This window comes from Acetobacterium carbinolicum (genome assembly GCF_047456275.1).
GTDB lineage: Bacteria > Bacillota > Clostridia > Eubacteriales > Eubacteriaceae > Acetobacterium > Acetobacterium carbinolicum.
In genome coordinates, this window is record NZ_CP173357.1 from 1,974,066 (window position 1) to 1,993,381 (window position 19,316).

At 39.0% G+C, this 19,316-nt stretch carries 23 protein-coding genes and 2 riboswitches; of the genes, 21 read left to right on the forward strand and 2 right to left on the reverse strand.

All coding sequences use genetic code 11. The features are described 5' to 3' along the window. The first annotated feature begins 22 nt into the window (after nucleotides 1-22). Both ACIZ62_RS09140 and ACIZ62_RS09145 read left to right on the forward strand, forming a co-directional pair. Nucleotides 23-385, forward strand: a complete 363-nt coding sequence (locus tag ACIZ62_RS09140; protein WP_111886967.1) for a NifB/NifX family molybdenum-iron cluster-binding protein — start codon at nucleotides 23-25, stop codon at nucleotides 383-385. 146 nt (nucleotides 386-531) lie between these two features. Then, nucleotides 532-921, forward strand: coding sequence for a VOC family protein (locus ACIZ62_RS09145; protein ID WP_414151807.1), 390 nt, complete (start codon nucleotides 532-534; stop codon nucleotides 919-921). Nucleotides 922-1,098: 177 nt separating this feature from the next. On the opposite strand, the gene ACIZ62_RS09150 is transcribed toward ACIZ62_RS09145, so the two are convergent. Together ACIZ62_RS09150 and ACIZ62_RS09155 are read right to left on the reverse strand one after the other, a co-directional pair. Then, a complete protein-coding gene (locus ACIZ62_RS09150) occupies nucleotides 1,099-1,656 on the reverse strand; it encodes a DUF3793 family protein (protein WP_414151808.1) in 558 nt (185 codons plus the stop codon). Nucleotides 1,657-1,658: 2 nt separating this feature from the next. Beyond that, nucleotides 1,659-1,991, reverse strand: a complete 333-nt coding sequence (locus ACIZ62_RS09155; protein ID WP_111886964.1) for a DUF2325 domain-containing protein — start codon at nucleotides 1,989-1,991, stop codon at nucleotides 1,659-1,661. Nucleotides 1,992-2,479: 488 nt separating this feature from the next. Continuing rightward, nucleotides 2,480-2,564, forward strand: a riboswitch (cyclic di-GMP riboswitch). 77 nt (nucleotides 2,565-2,641) lie between these two features. Then, a riboswitch (cyclic di-GMP riboswitch) is annotated at nucleotides 2,642-2,726 on the forward strand. Nucleotides 2,727-2,806: 80 nt separating this feature from the next. Here ACIZ62_RS09155 and ACIZ62_RS09160 point away from each other — a divergent pair. The 19 genes from ACIZ62_RS09160 (at nucleotide 2,807) to hslV (ending at nucleotide 19,303) form a co-directional block, all read left to right on the forward strand. Next, nucleotides 2,807-3,487, forward strand: coding sequence for a prepilin peptidase (locus ACIZ62_RS09160; protein ID WP_414151809.1), 681 nt, complete (start codon nucleotides 2,807-2,809; stop codon nucleotides 3,485-3,487). A gap of 64 nt (nucleotides 3,488-3,551) precedes the next feature. Beyond that, nucleotides 3,552-3,719, forward strand: coding sequence for a Flp family type IVb pilin (locus ACIZ62_RS09165; protein WP_111889664.1), 168 nt, complete (start codon nucleotides 3,552-3,554; stop codon nucleotides 3,717-3,719). Between the two features lie 51 nt (nucleotides 3,720-3,770). Further along, on the forward strand, nucleotides 3,771-3,938 hold the full coding sequence (locus ACIZ62_RS09170; RefSeq protein ID WP_111886961.1) for a Flp family type IVb pilin: 168 nt from the start codon (nucleotides 3,771-3,773) through the stop codon (nucleotides 3,936-3,938). A gap of 61 nt (nucleotides 3,939-3,999) precedes the next feature. Continuing rightward, entirely contained in the window at nucleotides 4,000-4,167 is a 168-nt protein-coding gene (locus ACIZ62_RS09175) for a Flp family type IVb pilin (RefSeq protein ID WP_111886960.1), read from the forward strand. Nucleotides 4,168-4,348: 181 nt separating this feature from the next. Further along, on the forward strand, nucleotides 4,349-4,759 hold the full coding sequence (locus ACIZ62_RS09180; RefSeq protein WP_111886959.1) for a TadE/TadG family type IV pilus assembly protein: 411 nt from the start codon (nucleotides 4,349-4,351) through the stop codon (nucleotides 4,757-4,759). Continuing rightward, nucleotides 4,760-5,788 carry a pilus assembly protein TadG-related protein gene (locus ACIZ62_RS09185; RefSeq protein ID WP_414151810.1) on the forward strand — a complete coding sequence of 343 codons (1,029 nt, stop codon included), beginning with the start codon at nucleotides 4,760-4,762 and terminating at the stop codon, nucleotides 5,786-5,788. A 62-nt stretch (nucleotides 5,789-5,850) separates the two neighbouring features. Further along, complete coding sequence (gene cpaB, locus ACIZ62_RS09190; protein WP_414151811.1) at nucleotides 5,851-6,522, forward strand: Flp pilus assembly protein CpaB; 672 nt, start codon at nucleotides 5,851-5,853, stop codon at nucleotides 6,520-6,522. Nucleotides 6,523-6,582: 60 nt separating this feature from the next. Then, entirely contained in the window at nucleotides 6,583-7,734 is a 1,152-nt protein-coding gene (locus ACIZ62_RS09195; RefSeq protein WP_305781828.1) for an AAA family ATPase, read from the forward strand. A 25-nt stretch (nucleotides 7,735-7,759) separates the two neighbouring features. Continuing rightward, nucleotides 7,760-9,103 (forward strand): CpaF family protein, encoded by a 1,344-nt coding sequence (locus ACIZ62_RS09200; RefSeq protein ID WP_111886955.1) that lies wholly within the window; start codon nucleotides 7,760-7,762, stop codon nucleotides 9,101-9,103. A gap of 23 nt (nucleotides 9,104-9,126) precedes the next feature. After that, nucleotides 9,127-10,059: a type II secretion system F family protein gene (locus tag ACIZ62_RS09205; RefSeq protein ID WP_111886954.1), complete on the forward strand. Its 933-nt coding sequence runs from the start codon at nucleotides 9,127-9,129 to the stop codon at nucleotides 10,057-10,059. 47 nt (nucleotides 10,060-10,106) lie between these two features. Beyond that, on the forward strand, nucleotides 10,107-11,021 hold the full coding sequence (locus tag ACIZ62_RS09210; protein WP_162624394.1) for a type II secretion system F family protein: 915 nt from the start codon (nucleotides 10,107-10,109) through the stop codon (nucleotides 11,019-11,021). 12 nt (nucleotides 11,022-11,033) lie between these two features. Further along, nucleotides 11,034-11,381 (forward strand): DUF192 domain-containing protein, encoded by a 348-nt coding sequence (locus tag ACIZ62_RS09215; protein WP_111886952.1) that lies wholly within the window; start codon nucleotides 11,034-11,036, stop codon nucleotides 11,379-11,381. Nucleotides 11,382-11,402: 21 nt separating this feature from the next. Then, nucleotides 11,403-12,296, forward strand: a complete 894-nt coding sequence (locus ACIZ62_RS09220) for a hypothetical protein (protein ID WP_111886951.1) — start codon at nucleotides 11,403-11,405, stop codon at nucleotides 12,294-12,296. 137 nt (nucleotides 12,297-12,433) lie between these two features. Then, nucleotides 12,434-13,303 carry a DegV family protein gene (locus ACIZ62_RS09225; RefSeq protein WP_111886950.1) on the forward strand — a complete coding sequence of 290 codons (870 nt, stop codon included), beginning with the start codon at nucleotides 12,434-12,436 and terminating at the stop codon, nucleotides 13,301-13,303. A 176-nt stretch (nucleotides 13,304-13,479) separates the two neighbouring features. Further along, nucleotides 13,480-14,343: a universal stress protein gene (locus ACIZ62_RS09230; protein ID WP_111886949.1), complete on the forward strand. Its 864-nt coding sequence runs from the start codon at nucleotides 13,480-13,482 to the stop codon at nucleotides 14,341-14,343. 153 nt (nucleotides 14,344-14,496) lie between these two features. After that, nucleotides 14,497-15,321: a substrate-binding periplasmic protein gene (locus ACIZ62_RS09235; RefSeq protein WP_111886948.1), complete on the forward strand. Its 825-nt coding sequence runs from the start codon at nucleotides 14,497-14,499 to the stop codon at nucleotides 15,319-15,321. 133 nt (nucleotides 15,322-15,454) lie between these two features. Next, complete coding sequence (dprA, locus tag ACIZ62_RS09240) at nucleotides 15,455-16,552, forward strand: DNA-processing protein DprA (protein WP_111886947.1); 1,098 nt, start codon at nucleotides 15,455-15,457, stop codon at nucleotides 16,550-16,552. Between the two features lie 113 nt (nucleotides 16,553-16,665). Further along, nucleotides 16,666-18,735, forward strand: coding sequence for a type I DNA topoisomerase (topA, locus tag ACIZ62_RS09245; RefSeq protein WP_111886946.1), 2,070 nt, complete (start codon nucleotides 16,666-16,668; stop codon nucleotides 18,733-18,735). Nucleotides 18,736-18,772: 37 nt separating this feature from the next. Continuing rightward, the gene (gene hslV / locus ACIZ62_RS09250) at nucleotides 18,773-19,303 is read left to right on the forward strand and encodes an ATP-dependent protease subunit HslV (RefSeq protein WP_111886945.1); all 531 of its coding nucleotides are present in this window, start codon (nucleotides 18,773-18,775) and stop codon (nucleotides 19,301-19,303) included. The last annotated feature ends 13 nt before the right edge of the window (nucleotides 19,304-19,316 follow it).

Below are 19,316 nucleotides of genomic sequence, written 5' to 3' on the forward strand. Positions count from 1 at the left end.
ATTAAAAAGATTGGAGATAAATATGAAAATTGCAATGACTATGAATGGAAAAGAACTGGAGTCATCGGTTGCTTCTGAATTTGATACCAGCCAGTATTTATTGGTGGTCCGACGGTCAGAGACTGCGATCGAGTCAATTGAAAAAATTGAGGATTTAACAGCAGAGCAGCTGGCTCAAAGAATCATTGATTTGAACTGTGAAGGAATTATCACTGGTAACTTCAAAAGTCAATCGGCCTTTGATCTTTTGGCTGACGCTTGCTTGACCCGGTTTCTTGGAGCCGGTCATTCCGGTTGGGAAGTCCTGGAATTGATGAAGAAACGGACCTTGCCGTTGCTTAGAAATTTCGAAGGTACCGAAGGATGTGCCGGTGAGCACCACTAAATGTTTAGCGTAGAAATGTTATGACAAGCGATTCTGGAGCCTGAAAAGTATCTAAATGCAACGGAAGAAGGATGACGATATGGACAGATATCTCAAAGTGATACAGAAAGTGATATAGAAATAAATTAAGTTATAAGGAGACTATTATGGGAAATTACAAAATGGCACATACGATGATTCGGGTATTGGATTTGGAACGATCTTTAGCGTTTTACAAAGAAGCACTAGGATTTGAGGAAGTGAAGCGACGGGACGAACCAACTTATGAATTCACCTTGGTGTTTTTAGGGGATGGCCATTCTAACAGCCATCAGTTGGAACTGACCTTTAACTATGGGCAAGCACTCCCTTATGATTTGGGGACGGCCTATGGTCATTTAGCGGTGCTCGTTGATGATCTTGAGGCGTCTTTTGCAACTCACGAAGCAAAGGGCTATAAGCCAACACCGCTAAAAGGACTGAGTGGCGATGGGAAACCCCGTTATTATTTTATAACTGATCCGGATGGTTATAAAATTGAGATTATTCGGAATTAAATAATCATTGTGGGAGCTGATTGAAGATACGCTCTATTACTATATTTTTGATTATGAATTAATTAAGAAATATTGTATTCCGAAATGCTTAAGTCCCAAAGAAGCTGTCGTAATCAATAAAGAAGAAAAATCACTTAAACCTATTGCCTAAAATAAGTCAAAATGTCTAAGAAATTCTTACGCGGCTACTGTTAAACGTATGATCGAAGATCCCTTGAGAAGGCATTGATAATATTTTGTCGCGCATTTTTTATATTTGCTGAAAAGTTTAATTTTTTCGTTCGCATTACAATAGACTTTCCAGTAACCGCAATGTTTACAGTTTTTTCCTTCGTTTTGGATAAAGCCTTCTACATCTTCAAAAGGATAGCTCAAGAACAAGCCAATTTCATGGGGGAAATCTGCTGAGTCGTGAATGCGTTCTGATAAAAATGCCAAACACGATTCAAGATCCCCTGTTGGATAGCCAATTTTGTTTAAAAAACGTTCGACTTTGGGACATGAGAGGTCACAGTTAAGTCTATTTTTACGGTAGACGTACAGAAGAACACGATTTCGATTGGTTTTTAATCGTTCAAAATAAACTCCACGAGTATTCAAAGTATTGTTCCAATTGATGATTTGATTAATCAACTGATCGTGATCATCGAAAGAATAGCTAAATAAATTCCCAGTTTTGATTCCAGCTAGAGTTGGAGAGCAGTGTCGGATAATTTCTTCCTCAAAAGTACTCATTGTTACACTCCGCGGGATATCGTTTTTAAATGGCACTTGTCCCGTTTTTCGCACACAGAACAGTGCTCATCTAAAATGCTACGTAATGCAGATAAGCTACTTGTATGCGATCGAGCGAGCGGCAAGTTAAGTCTTTTCGCTTCAAAGGTCGCACAGTTAACCATTTTATGAGAGACGGTTCCAGTAAATAATACGATTAGATCAGGAACTCCGATTTTCTTTTTCAGGGCACCCTGCATTTGAGTGAATACCTTGGCACGGCAGTTATACTCTTTACATAGGTCTTTATATTGATAAATCATACGATCATTTCCGCCAATGATAACAATGCTCATAAGATAACCTCCAGTTTAAATATATGTTAGTTATTGCTAACATAATCAAAATGTAACACAGTCTGCTTTCTGTGTCAAATACTTAATTATTTATTAAGTATTTTTCAGAGGGAATACAACAAGGCGAACAAATGTATTTATGTAAAAATTATAACTATAAAATCATCTCTGAGGTTAGCGTGTTTTTTTTTCGATGGCTTAAGTATTTGCAGCATTAAAAATTAACATTTCTAAAGAATGGCAATAATATTAGATTATCATAATAAAAGATAATATTGATAATTATATAACAATTAGATACAACATAATTTAGGGATAATCGAATGAATGTTGAGAAACATCGACGAACATAATGAATTCGTATCTTTATGTTTAGTATGACAAATAAAAAATATTGTGCAAAATATTACTCTTTATATGCTCAGTATTTAAAATATAGCAAATAATTCTCTTGACATATCAAATACAATGAACTATCATGATCTCAATAGAATATTTAGCAAACTTATCGAAAGGTAAGGACGCAAAGCTTTAGGGTCTAAGTAATTTTTTATATGACAGCCAGTTGCAAGATAACATCATTATATGGTGTATTTAGTGCAACGTGTCAGAGCGTTGTTTTTTTATTCTAGTTTTCTCCTGTTGGACAATTTAATATTCGGCAAACTTACCGAAAGGTGAGGACGCAAAGCTATAGGGTCTAAATAATTTTTTATATGACAGCCAGTTGCAGATTTTAGGTGTATTTAATTCGCCTTTAGTGCAACGCGTAAATCGTTGCTTTTTTATTACCAAAAATTACTGGAGGTGAGCTGATGAACCAATTTGCAATAACTGTACTGGTTTTATTAACCGGAGCTGTCGTTGGCGCTTTGATGGAAAAATCTTCTGTATACTTGATCAAGCAAAGAGTTAATATTCTGAAGCACCCTCAATTTTCAGGCAGTGTTTCAAAAACAATCTTTTGGGCGATAATGAATGCATTTGTTTGGTTAGTCTTTGTAAAACTGAATGGACTTGAAGCAAAAACACTGGAATATGTGATGCTCTTTTCAATCTGTATCATTCTTTCGGCAGTAGACATCAGCATAAAAAAAATCCCCAACGAATTGGTATTAATGACCATCTTCGTCGGCGGAGCCTTTGTCATAACAGGGCAACCCATTACAAGTATCGGGATGAATATTTTTGGTTTAGTGATTGGTTTTATTATTTTCTTCTTACCGGCAATGATCGGAAAGGGTGCTGGTTGGGGAGACGTAAAATATGCAGCGGCAGTTGGTTTTTGTTTAGGGGTATATGGCATTATATCGGCAATTATGATTATGACATTCTTTTTGATGATCTACACAATTTATCTGATTATCAGAAGAAAAGGCAATTTAAAATCAAAGGTTGCCTTGGGACCGTTTATGGCATCCGGTTTTGTCTCAGTTTTAGTTATAAATCTTTTAAATGCAAACGATCATCTATTTGAATTTGGAATGTTATTTTAGAGATTGAAAATAAATGTTAACGATTACGAGATTTAATCAACAATTATTAAGGGAGAAAAAAGAAATGAAAAACGCATTGTCAAGGATAATTAGAACAGAGGACGGACAGGGGCTGGTTGAATATGGACTAATCATAACGGGGATCGCACTAGCTGCTATTGCTGCCATCTGGTTATTAGGGCCGCAAATCGGCCAAATGTTTACTGACATCGGCACTCAATTAGCAGCATGATAGCACTTATTAGTTAGACTAATAAATAATATATTAAAAGGAGAGAATAAAATGAAAAGCGTATTTGTACGAATGATGAAAGAAGAAGATGGACAGGGTTTGGTTGAATATGGATTAATCATTGCCGGGATCGCATTAGCCGCTATTGCCGCAATTTGGTTGTTAGGACCACAGATTGGTCAATTCTTTACCGATATTGGAACTCAGTTAGCACTTTAGAAAAATCAATAGTGCACACAACTGACAAAACGAACACAAAAAAATTAAAAGGAGAACTAAAATGAAAAATTTGTTTACAAACATGATGAGAGAAGAAGATGGACAGGGTTTGGTTGAATATGGATTAATCATTGCCGGGATCGCCTTGGCAGCCATTGCTGCTATCTGGTTATTAGGACCACAAATTGGCCAATTCTTTACGGATATTGGAACACAATTAGCATTATAAAATCTATTGGTAGTTATTGCGTTTGCGGTGAAGAAACTAGTGGCATATTGGCAACGTCAGAGTAGAGATTTCTGTCAGACGTAATCAATATGCCTTTTTTAATGAATTCAACAATTGACATAGGTTGGGTTCAAAAGGACTTAATAATAAGATCATTTTTATAAATGATCGGGGAGGGAAAATGTTTGCAAACATAATCAAAAAAATAAAAAAAGAAGACGGACAGGCCATTGTTGAGCTTGCATTAACCTTGCCAATTTTGATTATGATTTTGTGTGGAATCATCGATTTTGGTTGGTTGTTTATGAACCAGAATAGTATTGATTATGCCTCCCGAGAGGGTGCACGCTATGCGATCGTTAATTCAACCAGTAAAACAGCAATTGAAGAGCATATCCGGACGATTGCTCCGGAGAACATTGCCAGTACAGTTGATATCGACATTACTTTTACGAATGTCTCAAACCCTCGTCTTGGAGATGTGGTAATTGAGATTAGCGATGATATTGCTATACTAACACCAATTGTCGGTGTTTTCGTCCAGGGTGAAACCATGAATCTTTCTTCATCCTGTACCATGAAGGTAGAGTAAATGAAAAAATTAATCGAAGTTTTCAATAAATACCGACCTTTTAAAAGGATAGAAAATGAAGAACATGGCGACGCATTGATTATTGTAGCCGTATCGATGGTTTTTATATTTGGAATATTGGCATTGGTGATCGATCTGGGATTGGCTTATTTAAGCACCGGAGAACAGCAAAAAGCAGCCGATGCTGCGGTGTATTCAGCTGGACGGTTGCTACCCATTGAAACCGGTAATACTGTAAAGGTCAATCAAATAAAAAATAGTGCCGTTGATTATGCCAGCCTGAATGGATTTGAAGATTTAACGCAAGACGATATTGTTTTAGGTAAAATCAGCAATGGCCAATACACGGAAATACGGGTAACCGTTGATAACACTGTCCCCATGTATTTTGCCAAAATATTTGGGATTGACTATCTTGACCTCTCAAGAAGTGCGGTCGCAAAACTTTCCCCGGTCATCCGAACCAGTGGGGTTGCCCCCATTGGTTTGACCAAAGAAGAAATGGATGCCCGAATTGCCAGCAACAACCTGACTCATGTTACCTTAAAATATGGCATCCAAAGCGGCTCAACCTCATTCTTTGGTGCCCTGGATCTTGATGGACAAGGGGGCGGAGCCAGCGACTATCGAATCTGGATTACCCAGGGTTATGCCGGCGAAATCAGCGTGGGTGACGTGCTGTTGGAAGAAAGTGGAAATATGGTGGGTCCCACCTATCAGGGCTTTGAGGAACGGTATGCATCCTGTACCCATTTTGGCGCTCTCAGTGGCGGTGATGGCTGTACCACAGAGAACTTTGAGCCGTCTTGTCCGAGAATTGTCAAGGTTCCCGTTTATTCCTTTGGCGTCGATAAAAAAACAGTGGTGGTGGAAGGGTTTGCCGCATTTCTTCTGGAAAACCAGACGAATGATGGTTATATTACTGGATCATTCTTAAATATGGTATCAAATGGCGCCTCTTCGGGAAGCAATGTCGGGGAAGGCACAGAAGGAGATTTTGGATTATATAATTTGATCCTGTCAGAATAATTATTAATTAAATTATGGGTATATATTAATATAAAGCATTAATCAGTCGAATGGAGAAATTTATGAAAAAACTCATCATAATCGCCTTGATTGTATCATTGATTACCGGATTTGCCGTTTTTCAGTTTGCTACTTCGCTGGAAAAAGGAAAGAACCAGGAAACTCAATCGGTTGTTTTAGCGATAAAGACGATTCCCAAAGGCACCGTTATTGAAAAAGAAATGCTAAAAACCGCAGAGATCCCGATTGAGATGGTGCATCAATTGGCAATTGCCAATCTGGAAGATGTTTTAGGCCGGATTACCAAAGAAAACATTGAAGCCAATGAACAGATTCTGACAACTCGGTTAAGCGATACCAACCAGGAAAACAATAATTTGTCTTATTCCATTGAACCGAATTATCGGGGAATAACGATCCTGGTTGATGAAGAAAAGGGTGTGGGTGGTTATTTAACAAAAGGTGATCGTGTCGATCTTGTTACCATCTGGATAAAAAATGATAAAACAATTGTTTCTGAGTATGTCGTCGAAAACATTGAAATTTTGAAGATTGGACCAAGCAGTGCAGGCGATAGCGGCGGGGAGTACACCTCGGTTACGGTTTCTGTTCCGGCAAGCGACGTAGAAAAAATAACCTATGCGCTATCAATTGATCAAACGCCTAAATATCGCCTGGTTCTAAGATCTCCAGTTGACAGCACAATTTTAGGCCCGCGACCCTTTATGCCGTAACATTTTAATAAACCGACCGAGAAATTGCTAAATAGTTAAAGAATGAAATGGGGTGAACCGATGGAAAAGATAAAAGTAATGATTGTCGGAAACAATGACAATCGGATCTATGAAATTAAGAGCCTGCTACGAAACGACACGCTCGCATTTATCGGGTTTTCAAAGTTGGATGAAAATGCTCTGGAAAAATCTATTAGTTTAAAACCCCATGTGATGATTATTCAGTGCGAGAACGACTACAAAGCGGCCATTAATTTGGCTGAAAAGATCTATATTAAAATTCCCGGTTGTGCAGTAATCCTGTTATGTGACAGTTTTGATGTGAGTATGATTGAAAAAGTCATGCTGGCTGGCATAAGAAAAGTACTGCAGTTCCCGATTGATACCGAGACATTGGCAGAAAATATTGAATTAGCCCATTACATGGAAAAATCCCGGATGGAAAATTCTGATATTGCCGCATCAAATAACATGCAATCCCGGATCATCACGGTATTTGGTGCGAAAGGCGGGATTGGCAGAACGACGCTCACGGTAAATTTAGCTGTCTCACTGGCAAAAATGGGCAAGAAAGTAGCAATTATTGATGCCGATCTTCAATTTGGGGATGTCAATGTTTATTTTGATATTGACCCGAAGGATACTATTTCTGAATTATCCCAGGGTAATGATGCCGGGGACATTGATGCCATTAAGCGGATGATGGCTTTGCATTTTTCGGGGGTCAGCATTATCTGCGCACCAAAGAGTCCAGAGTATGCCGAATATGTGACGCCAAAAAATATCGAAACCATGATCAGCACGATGCGACCCTTTTATGATTATATTCTAATTGATACAGCCCCGGTGTTTAGTGACATTACCATGACTGCTTTTGAGAATTCAAACCTGATCCTATTGATTTCGGTTCAGGATATCTCAACTTTGCGCAATACCAAAATCACCCTCAATATTCTTGAGTCGCTGCAGCAGAAAGAAAAAACAGAATTAGTGATCAACCGTCTAACAAAGGGACTGATCAGTTTAAAAGATATGCAACGGGTTTTAAATGAGTCGGTTAAAAATACCATTACTTTTGATTTTAAGACGGCGACGACCGCTCATAACAAGGGAATTCCGATTGTTTTGGACGCGCCAAAATCAGAAGTCGGCAAAGATCTTAAAAAACTTGCTAATTATGTCGTTAATACCATTGACCATCGGGTCAGTTAATAAGAATCAATAGATGAGGTAAAAAATGGGACTTTTGGAAAGAATGGAACAACAACGGCTGGGAGAAAAAGACAAGGCCCAGGAAGAAGGAAAACAGGAAGTTTTTCATGTTGACATTCATCAGGATCTGAAGAACAGAGTTCATCAGGAAGTGATTAATGAAATCAACAGTAACAAGGTTGAAAAGGTCGGCAAAGAAAATGCCATTGAAATATTAAGAATCCTGGAAAATGTCATGACCGTTGAAGCGGAGAATGTCAACCGGCTCGATCGCAGCCGCATTACGGAAGAATTACTTAATGAGATTATTGGTTATGGCCCGCTTGAGGTTCTTTTAAATGATCCTGACATTACCGAAATTATGGTTAACGGATATAATCGGGTGTACATTGAAAAAAATGGTAAGATTCAGCTTTCTCAGGTCGTTTTTAAAGACAATCAGCATGTTATGAATGTCATTGACCGGATTGTCTCGTCGGTGGGCCGGCACATTGATGAATCAAGCCCGATGGTAGATGCCCGGCTGCAAGACGGTTCCCGGGTAAATGTGGTGATTCCGCCGCTTTCGTTGGTGGGACCAGTCATCACAATTCGAAAATTCTCAAAAAAACCGATCACCACCGATCAATTGCTGGGTTATGGTTCGATCTCAAAAAAAATGTTATCGTTTTTGGAAGCCTGTGTCAAAGGCAAACTGAATATCATTGTTTCGGGCGGAACCGGCAGCGGGAAAACAACGATGCTGAATGTTCTATCCAGTTTTATCCCTGATAACGAACGGATTATCACCATTGAAGACTCGGCTGAACTGCGGTTGATCCAGGATCATGTCATCACGCTAGAAAGCCGCCCCTCCAACCTGGAAGGAAGAGGCAAGATATCGATTCGGGAATTGGTTGTTAATGCCCTCCGAATGCGGCCGGACCGAATCATTGTTGGGGAAGTCCGATCAGCGGAAACAATTGATATGCTTCAGGCTATGAACACCGGGCATGATGGTTCCCTGACCACGATCCATGCGAACACCCCGCGGGATTCGCTGTCGCGTATTGAGACCATGGTTTTAATGTCAGGAATGGATCTGCCCTTACGGGCAATCCGGGATCAGACAACCTCGGCCATTGACATCATTATCCAGCAATCGCGGCTCCGCGATGGAACCCGAAAGGTAGTCAATATTACCGAAGTCACTGGATTAGAGGGGGATGTAATTGTCATGCAGGACATTTTCAGCTATGAAATGACAGGACAATTGGACACCGATGGAAAATTTAAGGGCCGGTTTAAGAGCATGGGAATAAAACCCCGATGCTTAGAAAAAATTGCTCACAATGGTGTCATGATCAACGATGACTGGTTTATTGAATAAAGAAACGTTAACGAGGTAATACAATGAATGCGATAATAGTCACCTTGCTAATTATGATCACAATTTTCTTTCTGGTATTGCTGTTACTGTACGCCATATCTGCCGATCAGCGTCAGATGCAAAAGCGATTTGAGGCAATGACAAGCGAGGGAAATTCAGATTTAGAAAATTTGAAAAAAGTTAAAAGAAATCGCGACAAGTCCAAACACAAGGTTCTTAAAAAACTGGGAAACGACTTGTCGATGTCGGGAATTCTGATCAGGCCATCAGAATTTCTGCTATTCTGGCTTGTCTTGACCGTTGTTCCCTCAACCCTGCTGTTTATGCTGGGTGCTAATATCATTTTTGTAATTATCGTATTGGTTTTTGGATTATTAGCCCCACCCTTATATGTCAACAAAAAAAGAGCGAAACGGGTCGAATTGTTTGAACAGCAGCTAATTGATGCCATCAGCATTATGAGCAGTTGTTTGAAGGCCGGACTCACTTTTCAACAGGCCCTGGTCAGTATTTCAACGGAAATGCCAAATCCGATTTCGGAAGAATTTGGCCGGGTTGTCAAGGAATTAAAGTTGGGAAGCTCGATTGAAACCGCTTTAACCCGGCTGTCAGATAAAATAGGCAGCCAGAACTTTATGATGATTGTTTCAGCGATTCTTATTCAGCGCCAAACCGGGGGTAATCTTTCGGAAATCTTGACAAATATTTCGGGTACCATCAAGGAGCGGTTTAAAATAAAAAATGAGATAAAAGTACTGACTGCCACAGCCAGAACCTCCGGTCTTGTGGTTGGCTTAATGCCGGTGGTGATTATTCTGGTCTTTATGCTTTTCAATCCTGATTATGTGACCATATTCTTTGAATCCAATCTTGGTATCGCGATGGTTATCGTTGCCATGGTTCTGGAGCTGATCGGGTACCTGTTAATCCGAAAAATTGTCAATATCAAATTCTAAGCATTAAGTCAAATGATAAAATTATGATTGAAATGAGGTGGCATTCAATGATGTTTTTAGCAATAAGCGTTTCGGCCCTGCTTTTTGTGCTGATTCTGATTATTTTTTATAATAAAGCAAGCATCGCTGATACCAAAAAGAAAAGACTAAATTCGATTAAAAAAAGAACTAAAAATGATTTCGATGATGAGTTTGAGAAGCCTTTTTTTCAACGGGTTATTCTGCCGGTCTATCAATCGCTAATCAAGAAAATATCATCACTATTTCCCCAAAAAAGCGGTGCAACTAATAAAAAAACGGAAACAAACCTGAAGCTTGCCGGTTTGCAACTTGCCGTTAATGAATATAATGCCATTCGGATTGTCGTTTTTGGAGGCTTTTTTATTGGGGCGTTTATTGTGACCTTATTTACCCGCTGGAATATCGCAAACGAATTGTTATTTGTTTTTGTTAGTATGCTGTTAGGGGTCGTTTTACCGGTGATTTTTTTAAAACTCAAAATTAAGAAACGTCAAGGTGCCATTTCTAACGAATTACCGGATATAATGGATATTTTATGTGTCACCATGGAAGCTGGGCTGGGTTTTGATTCAGCCTTAATTAAAATTGGTGAACGTTTAAGTGGGGTACTGGTGGTGGAGTTAAATATTGTCCATACCGAAATCAACTTTGGAAAGCCGCGAAAAGATGCGCTAAAGAGTCTGGCTGATCGTAATTCGGTTGAAGAATTAAAGACCTTTGTGGGCTCAATTATTCAGGCTGAACAATTAGGGATCCCGATTAATCATGTACTCAAGGCCCAGTCGGAAGAATTGCGGATAAAAAGAAGGCAACGCGCCGAAGAAAAAGCAATGAAAGCACCGGTAAAAATGATGATTCCACTGGTATTTTTCGTGCTCCCGGTTTTGTTTATCGTTCTTTTGGGACCTACGATTTTACAGCTTGTTAAACAGTTTGCTTAAAGGGTATAATAGATGAAAAATTGTAGCATTTTAAATAATGATAAGGTGTTATGTGATGAGGTGAAAGTAGCGGATCGTTTTATTACCCGATTGATCGGTTTATTAAGAACAGCGGGATTGGCTGAAAACCAGGGACTGCTACTAAAAAAATGCAATCAGGTTCATACCTTTGGAATGAAATTTCCGATTGATGTGATATTTCTGTCAAAGGACGGAGATATACTGCATATGGAACAGGAAATGAACCCGGGAAAAGTTAGTCCCCATATCAAAAAAGCATATTGGATCTTGGAGCTGAAGTCTGGTTCCTGTAAGCACTATTCATTAGAAATCAATCAGCGTCTCGTTGTCAAACAGTAATTTAGAAAGGTATGATGAATCATGGCAAAAAAATCCGAACAACTAACCTTAGATGAACTCAGAGATAAGTCCGTAAAATCGAAAACTAAATTATCTTTTGGAAAAGAAATGGGCGGATACAATAAGAAGCAAGTAACGGAGTATATTGACAATTTAAGTGAAAATTTAAGCAGTGCTGAGGAATCCTTCAATAATCGGCTTGAAGAATATGCAGCCATGATAACGATGTTAAAACAGGAGCGTGATCAATATGGCGAAATGTATAATCTCTGCAAAAGTTCAAAAAGTGAAATGTCAAATCAGATTGACGAACTAAAAAGAGAAAATGTGGAATTGAGTCAGTTAATCAGTGAACTGAGCGTCAATCAAAACCCGCAGCAATCTGAACCTTTCAATACAGATCCCAGAGAATCACAAAAGCAACTTGAGGAATACCTAAGTTATGAACAGGAAAGCCAGGAAATGAAGGCTCAATTAGATCAATTGAAAACAATGGTGCGTGAGTTGAATAATGAGCTTGAAACTTATGTAAAAGAAAATCTGACTGGGAATGATTTGGGAAGCGCTTTTGTTGAGCAAAAACAGGAAGCTAAATCTATCTTACAAAGTCAGTACGACGATATTCTTCGGGAGAGAAGTGTACTAATGACTGAAAACAATCATTTAGTAGCAGAGAAAAATAAACTGGCTGATACGGTAGATGCTTTAAATGAGCACATAAAAACTGCCAGTCAGAAATGTGCAGCTAGAATTCAGGCATTAAATTCAAATGAATTTATAAAAAATCACCGGGAAAACCTCGTTCAGTTGACACTAAATATGAATAATTCATTGCAGCTGATCAAAGCTGAAGAAGATGATCTGGAAACGCTTAATAAGTTTATGCTAGACGAGAATAATCAGGTACTAAAATAAAAATATACAGGTGTGATTAAATAATTGCTTGGTATAGAATCAAATTAAAATTTAGGAATATAAATAACCGCTTCTGCTTGATTTGTCGCTGATTCTGTATTAGTATGGTGTCAACGCTAAAAAAAGGAGTTGAAGTAATGAGTTTTGAAATTGTAACGGACTCTTCTGCTAATTTGCCAGATGAATTAATCAATCAATATAACCTGCATATATTATCCCTTTTATACCGAATCGGTGAAGAAGAATATGAGAGTTACGTTAAAGGGCAACGAACGGACTTAACGGATTTTTATAAACGGATGAGAAATAAAGAAGTCATCACAACCTCTTGCATGAGTTCAGGCACCTGTCGCGATTTATTTGAGCGTATTCTCAGCCAAGGTAGCGATCTTCTTTATATCGGGTTTTCATCTGCCCTCAGTGCAACCTATCAAACTGGTAGTCAGGTGCTGGAGGAAATGAAAAAAGAGTATCCGAATGCTAAAATTTTGTCGGTCGATACCCTGGGTGCATCCCTTGGTGAGGGCCTGTTAGTAACCCATGCCGCAAAACTTCGAGAAGACGGACAGTCAATTGATTCGGTTTATAATTGGCTCATTGAGAACCGATTGCATCTTTGTCACTGGTTTACTGTGGACGATTTATTTTTTTTGATGCGTGGGGGACGAGTGTCAGCCTCAAGTGCAATCATGGGGACGGTGCTCAGCATTAAACCGGTCATGCACATGGATGATTATGGTCGCTTGATTCCGATATCTAAGGTACGGGGCCGAAAGAATTCTCTTCGTGTGCTTTTGGAACAGATGGAAAAAACCGCCATTGATCCCAAAAGACAGACCATTTATATTTCTCACGGGGATTGTCTGGAAGATGCCCTCTATCTGGCTGATAAAATAAAACAGAAATTTGGTACAGAAGATATTCTGGTTCACCTGATTGAACCAGTCATTGGTGCCCATTGCGGCCCGGGGACAGTCGCCCTGTTTTTTATTGGTACCGAACGATAAGATCATTTACCGATTGAAACAAACCAACAGCCTGATGTTTACATCAGGTTTTATTTTACAATCAAAGTGCTTTCAATGATCAAAATATAAAAAATCGTTTAACCAACTCCAAAAAGGTTATAAAGATAATAAAGTTATTTGCGTGGTGGATTATTTTTTAATTATGGAGGGTTGATATGTTTGATAAAATAATTGTTGTTTCTGAGGTTTCTAATGCATCTTCAGAAATGGTGGAGTTTATTCGAAGTTTGAGGTCTCTTGGTGCAAAGGAATGTTTGCTCTTACAATGTTTTAACCCTCAGGATGTTGACGCCGGTGTTAATTCCTATTTAAGATCGATCTTTGATGAAAATCTAAAGCAACAATCAGCGATTTTAATTGAACAGGGATTTACCGTTAAAACACAGATTATTTCCGGTAATATCAAGCATGAAATCAATCAGATTGCGGAGGAAGATCAATATTCTTTGATCGTTGTTGGTGCCGAGAAGCACTCAATTGTCAGTTCCCTGTTTTTGGGGGGAATTGCGTATAATATTTTATATGGTGCCGTAAAGCCAATTTTGGTCATTCGTGATAATAATGGAAAGCAAACACCGGAGGACAATTTTAACCTGATACGCCATGTTTTGTTTCCCACAGATTTTTCTAAAAATGCCGATGTCGCATTTGAACAAGTCAAGGAGATGGTAAGAAACGGTCTTAAAAAAGTAACGATATTCCATATCCAAGATGAATCGAAAATTAACCCCTATCTTTTGCATCGCTTGGTTGAGTTTAACGAAATTGATCATGATCGTCTTCAAAAGCTTAAGGATGAGCTGTTGACGCTGAATAACGTTAGCGTTGATATACAAATACGTTTCGGATCCCCTACTTCAGAAATCATTAAACTACTCAATGAAGAAAAAATTCCTTTGATCGTTATGGGAACTCAGGGACGGGGGTTTATCAAAGAGATATTTTTAGGCAGTGTCAGTCATAATATCGTCCGTCACGCCTCAGCGTCCGTCCTTTTAATACCAGGAAATCGGGAATGATAAATGCGATAATAAAATAACAAAACGAATAAACAGTTGGGCTCATCCACTAAACAGGAATCCATCTGTTAATTTGTTTGAATAAATAATACTTGAATTTTCATACGTTGCCAAATATAATGAAAGACAAAGTTTATACTACAGGAGGAATAAATGAAAAGAAAAAGTTATGTACTGATTGCAATTGTATTAGGAATTTCACTGTTTTTATCGGGATGTGGAAGTAACTCTGCCAACACTGAAGATCCATTGGCTGATGGGGTTTTGACCGCCGGAACAAACGATATGTATTTACCCCTGGAGTTCCGAGATGAAAATAATGAGCTTGTCGGCTTCGATATTGACCTGGGCCAAGCTTTAGCTGATGAACTTGGGGTCGAAATCGAGTGGATTCCAACTGCATGGGATGGAATTTTCAATGGTCTTAATGCAAACCAGTATGACATTGTTTTATCGGGGACCAGTATTACTGACGAACGACTAGCGGGATTTAATATGACCGACCCTTATCTTACCAATGGGATTGTAATTGTATCACGCAAGGATGCAACCCCAGCTGAAACGCCAAAAGATTTGGCCGGAAAAACGGTTGGTGTTCAAATTGAAACCACTGCCGATTATGCGGCCGAAGCTTTAAAAACCCAGGAAAATGTAGAATATACTGTGAATAAATATGATGCGATGCTTGATGCCTTCGCTGCTCTTGAAGGAAAACAGATTGATAATATTATGACAGATATTAGTGTTGCTCAGTTTTACACCACTTTAAAACCTGAGATCTACGCTATTTCCTCTGATGTTTTGTCAAATGAACCAATCGGTATTACTGTTCGAAAAGCGGATACTGCATTCAACGAACAATTAAACACAGCTTTAGACACCTTAAGACAAAATGGAAAACTAACTGAGATATCAATGAAATGGTTTGGAGAAGATGTTACTAAGAACATTGATACAAATTTAAAAGTGATTGAGTAATCAAAAAAATTAAACTTTAGAACCCGGCGCTGAGATCTGATCTCCAGTGCCGTTTTTTGTTTGTTAAGGGTTTTATTTGTCATCATAATTGTGGTAGTATAAAGAATAACTAATTTGAAGGGAAATGTGAGTCGTGGAAGATTTAATTTATTGGCTATGGTTTATGGGTGTTGAAAAACTGTCTATCAAACAAAAAAATATGCTACTGGAACAATTTACATCTCCTGAAGTAATTTTTTCATTAAGCCCTGAAATTCTTTTAAAGACACGAATCGTGGACCAGAAGACGGTAGATTATTTTTGTCAGATCAGAACGCTCGAAAAAGCCAAGCACGATTTGTCATATATGAAGAAAAACAACATTGTGCTAATTCCACGTTGTCATCCGGGATTTCCGGAATCGCTGTTGAATCTTTATATGCCACCTTTAGGCCTGTATGCCAGGGGCGATCTATCCTTATTGAATGCCCCATTATCGATTGGGATTATCGGCTCCCGGAATCCCACTGTCGCAGGTGAAAAATACGCCAAATTATTCGCTTCGTCGCTTTCATCCCGTGGCGTTACAATCGTCAGCGGTTTAGCCACTGGTATTGATGGTAAGAGTCATTGGAGCAGTGTCAATGAACTGGGGAGCACCATCGGGGTATTAGGCACTGGTATCGATATCTGCTATCCTCGGGTTAACAAAAAACTCTTTGAGCTAATGGCAGAGAAAGCGCTCGTTATTTCAGAGTTTAATTTAGGCGAGAAGCCACTACCTTACCATTTTCCGCAGCGCAATCGGATCATCAGCGGGCTTTCTCAGGGCATACTGGTGATTGAAGCCAGAAAGAAAAGTGGCTCATTGATTACAGTCAACCATGCTTTAGAGCAAGGTAAAAACATCTATGTGATTCCAGGGGAGATCTGTGGAACGAGTTGGGCAGGTGGAAATCAGTTACTCAAAGAGGGGGCAAAACTCGTTACTGAGCCGAATGATATTCTCGAGGATTACATTGTTTTTGATCAAGCCGAGAAAAAAAACAATTTCAATAACCAGTCGTCAGGATTAACAATGGCAACGCCTGAGGAGCAGTTGATTCTAGACCTTATTAAAAAAGGGTATCAGACGATTGATGCGCTGGTAGCTTGTTCAGATTTACCGGTCAACCGCGTGAATAGTGTATTGACGATGATGGAAATAGAAGAAATTATTCTGATAAAATATGGAAATATTGTGTTAATTTAAGGACAATGGGTTATATTCGAATGCATAGGTTTTGTATATAGTAGAATTATTTGCTATAATATGGCTATTTTAGAGAATACACATCACAATATTAAGAAAGAAGGAGGTAGTCAATGAGTAAAACCTTAGTTATCGTTGAGTCACCGGCAAAAGCTAAAACGATTAAAAAATATTTACCAAAAGGATTTGAAGTTGAAGCTACTATGGGACATGTAATCGACCTGCCCAAAAGTCGGATTGGTATTAATATAGAAGAAGATTTTAAACCAGAGTATATTAAAATACGGGGCAAGGCCCAATTGTTAAAAAGTTTAAAAACCGCTGCCAAAAAAGCAGATCTGGTCTATCTTGCTACTGACCCTGATCGTGAAGGGGAGGCTATTTCGTGGCATATGGCTAATTTTCTTGAAATTGATTTAGATACGAAATGTCGGATTGAGTTTCATGAAATTACTAAGAAGGCTGTCAATGCTGCCATTGAAAACAAAAGAACGATTGATATTGATCTAGTTAATTCGCAGCAAGCGCGACGGATCCTTGATCGATTGGTTGGTTATTCACTTAGTCCATTTTTATGGAAAAAGGTCAAGAAGGGATTGAGTGGCGGTCGCGTTCAATCAGTTGTCACCCGGATTATCGTCGATCGGGAAGAGGAAATCGCTGCATTTATTCCGGAGGAATACTGGAATCTGGAGCTGCTCTTAAAAAAACACGATGATGACAAATCATTTGTTTCAAAATTTTACTCCGAAGACGGTAAGAAGAAGACCATCACCAATGCCGAAGATGCTATCCGTTTGGAAAAAGTTGTAGAAGAAAATGAAAGTGTAGTTAGCAACGTCAAAAAGAGAACGCGCTATCAAAAACCACCCCTGCCTTTTACTACCAGTACGCTTCAGCAGGAAGCATACAAGGTGCTTGGTTTTACAACCCAACGGACCATGCGTCTGGCTCAGCAACTATATGAAGGTGTAGACATAAAAGGCAGCGGATTGACAGGTCTGATTACCTATTTACGAACTGATTCAACCCGAATAGCGGATGAAGCGATTTCTGAGACTAAAGAATATGTCAGACAGCATTTTGGTGATGATTATTTAGGTAATGAAAAAAAAGTCAGTAAAAAGAAAAATGTACAAGACGCACATGAAGCCATACGTCCATCATCGGTTATGTTAACGCCAGAACAAGCTCGAAATTCATTAGAATCTGATCAATATCGACTATATAAACTCATATGGGAACGACTGCTCTGTAGTCAAATGGCTGATGCCCAGTATTATGTGACTGATGTCGATGTTGCCTGTAGTAATCTAATTTTTAAAACAAAAGGTGAAACCCAAAAGTTTGATGGATTTACCCGGGTTGGTAAAAATGCTGGCAAGAATGATGATAGCATCTTGCCAGAATTAGTCGCAGGTGATGACCTGATTCGACTTAAGACTTCTAGAGAACAAAAATTTACAAAGCCCCCAGCTCGTTACACTGAGGCATCATTAGTTAAAATATTAGAAGAAAAAGGAATTGGTAGGCCTAGCACCTATTCCCCTACCATCGCTACCATTAAAAATCGTGATTATGTGGAAGTTGAAGATAAGCATTTTAAGCCGACAGAACTCGGCATTACGGTTACCCATTTGATGAAAGAATACTTTAGTGATGTGGTAAATATTTCATTTACGGCAGAAATGGAAGATCGTCTTGATTTAGTTTCGGAGGGGGAAACAGACTGGATTGAACTCCTGAAAAACTTTTATAAAAGTTTTGAAAAGGAACTGACTAACGCCCAGGAAAATGCCGAGTCTGTGACAATCGCTGACCCTGAATCTGATGAAGATTGTGAATTATGTGGACGACGGATGGTTATAAAAAAAGGGAAATATGGGCGATTTCTAGCATGTCCGGGTTTTCCGGAATGTAAAAACACGAAACCTTTTTTCGAAAAAACAGGTGGCATTTGTTCTGTCTGTGGAGGCGATATTGTCAAACGAACCTCCAAAACTGGACGAACTTTTTATTCCTGTAGCAATTATCCGGACTGTGACTATATGAATTGGGATTTACCAATCCCAGACAAATGTCCGGTTTGCGGATCAACACTTTTTCAAAAAGGTTTGGGTAAGCGAAAATCGATCTATTGCGATAAAAAAGACTGTGGGTATAAAGCACCAGTGGGGCAATAGCAGCCGATTTGATTAAATAGGAAAGCGAGAAAATAATATGTTTCATGCAACAACCATTGTTGGAATACGCCATAACGGTCAGGTTGCCATTGCGGGAGATGGTCAGGTAACCATGGGCGAAAAAACAATTATGAAAAATAAAGCAACAAAAATCAGACGAATTTACAATGATAAAATCTTAGTGGGGTTTGCCGGCTCAGTTGCTGATGCATTCACTCTCTGTGAGAAATTTGAGCATAAGGTCGAACAGTATAATGGCAATCTGAAACGGTCGGCAGTAGAATTGGCAAAAGAATGGCGTTCGGACAAAATTCTCAGAAAGCTTGAAGCACTGTTAATTGTTATGGACGAAACAGAAACCCTGGTCTTATCAGGAAATGGGGAAGTCATTGAGCCAGATGATGATGTGGCCGCTATCGGTTCTGGCGGATCTTATGCCCTTGCGGCAGCTCGAGCGCTAAAAAACCATTCAAATCTTTGTGCCGAAGAAATGGTTTATGAATCACTGAAAATCGCCTCAGAAATATGTGTGTTCACAAATAATAATATTTCTGTTGAAGTATTATAGAAACGGAAGAGTG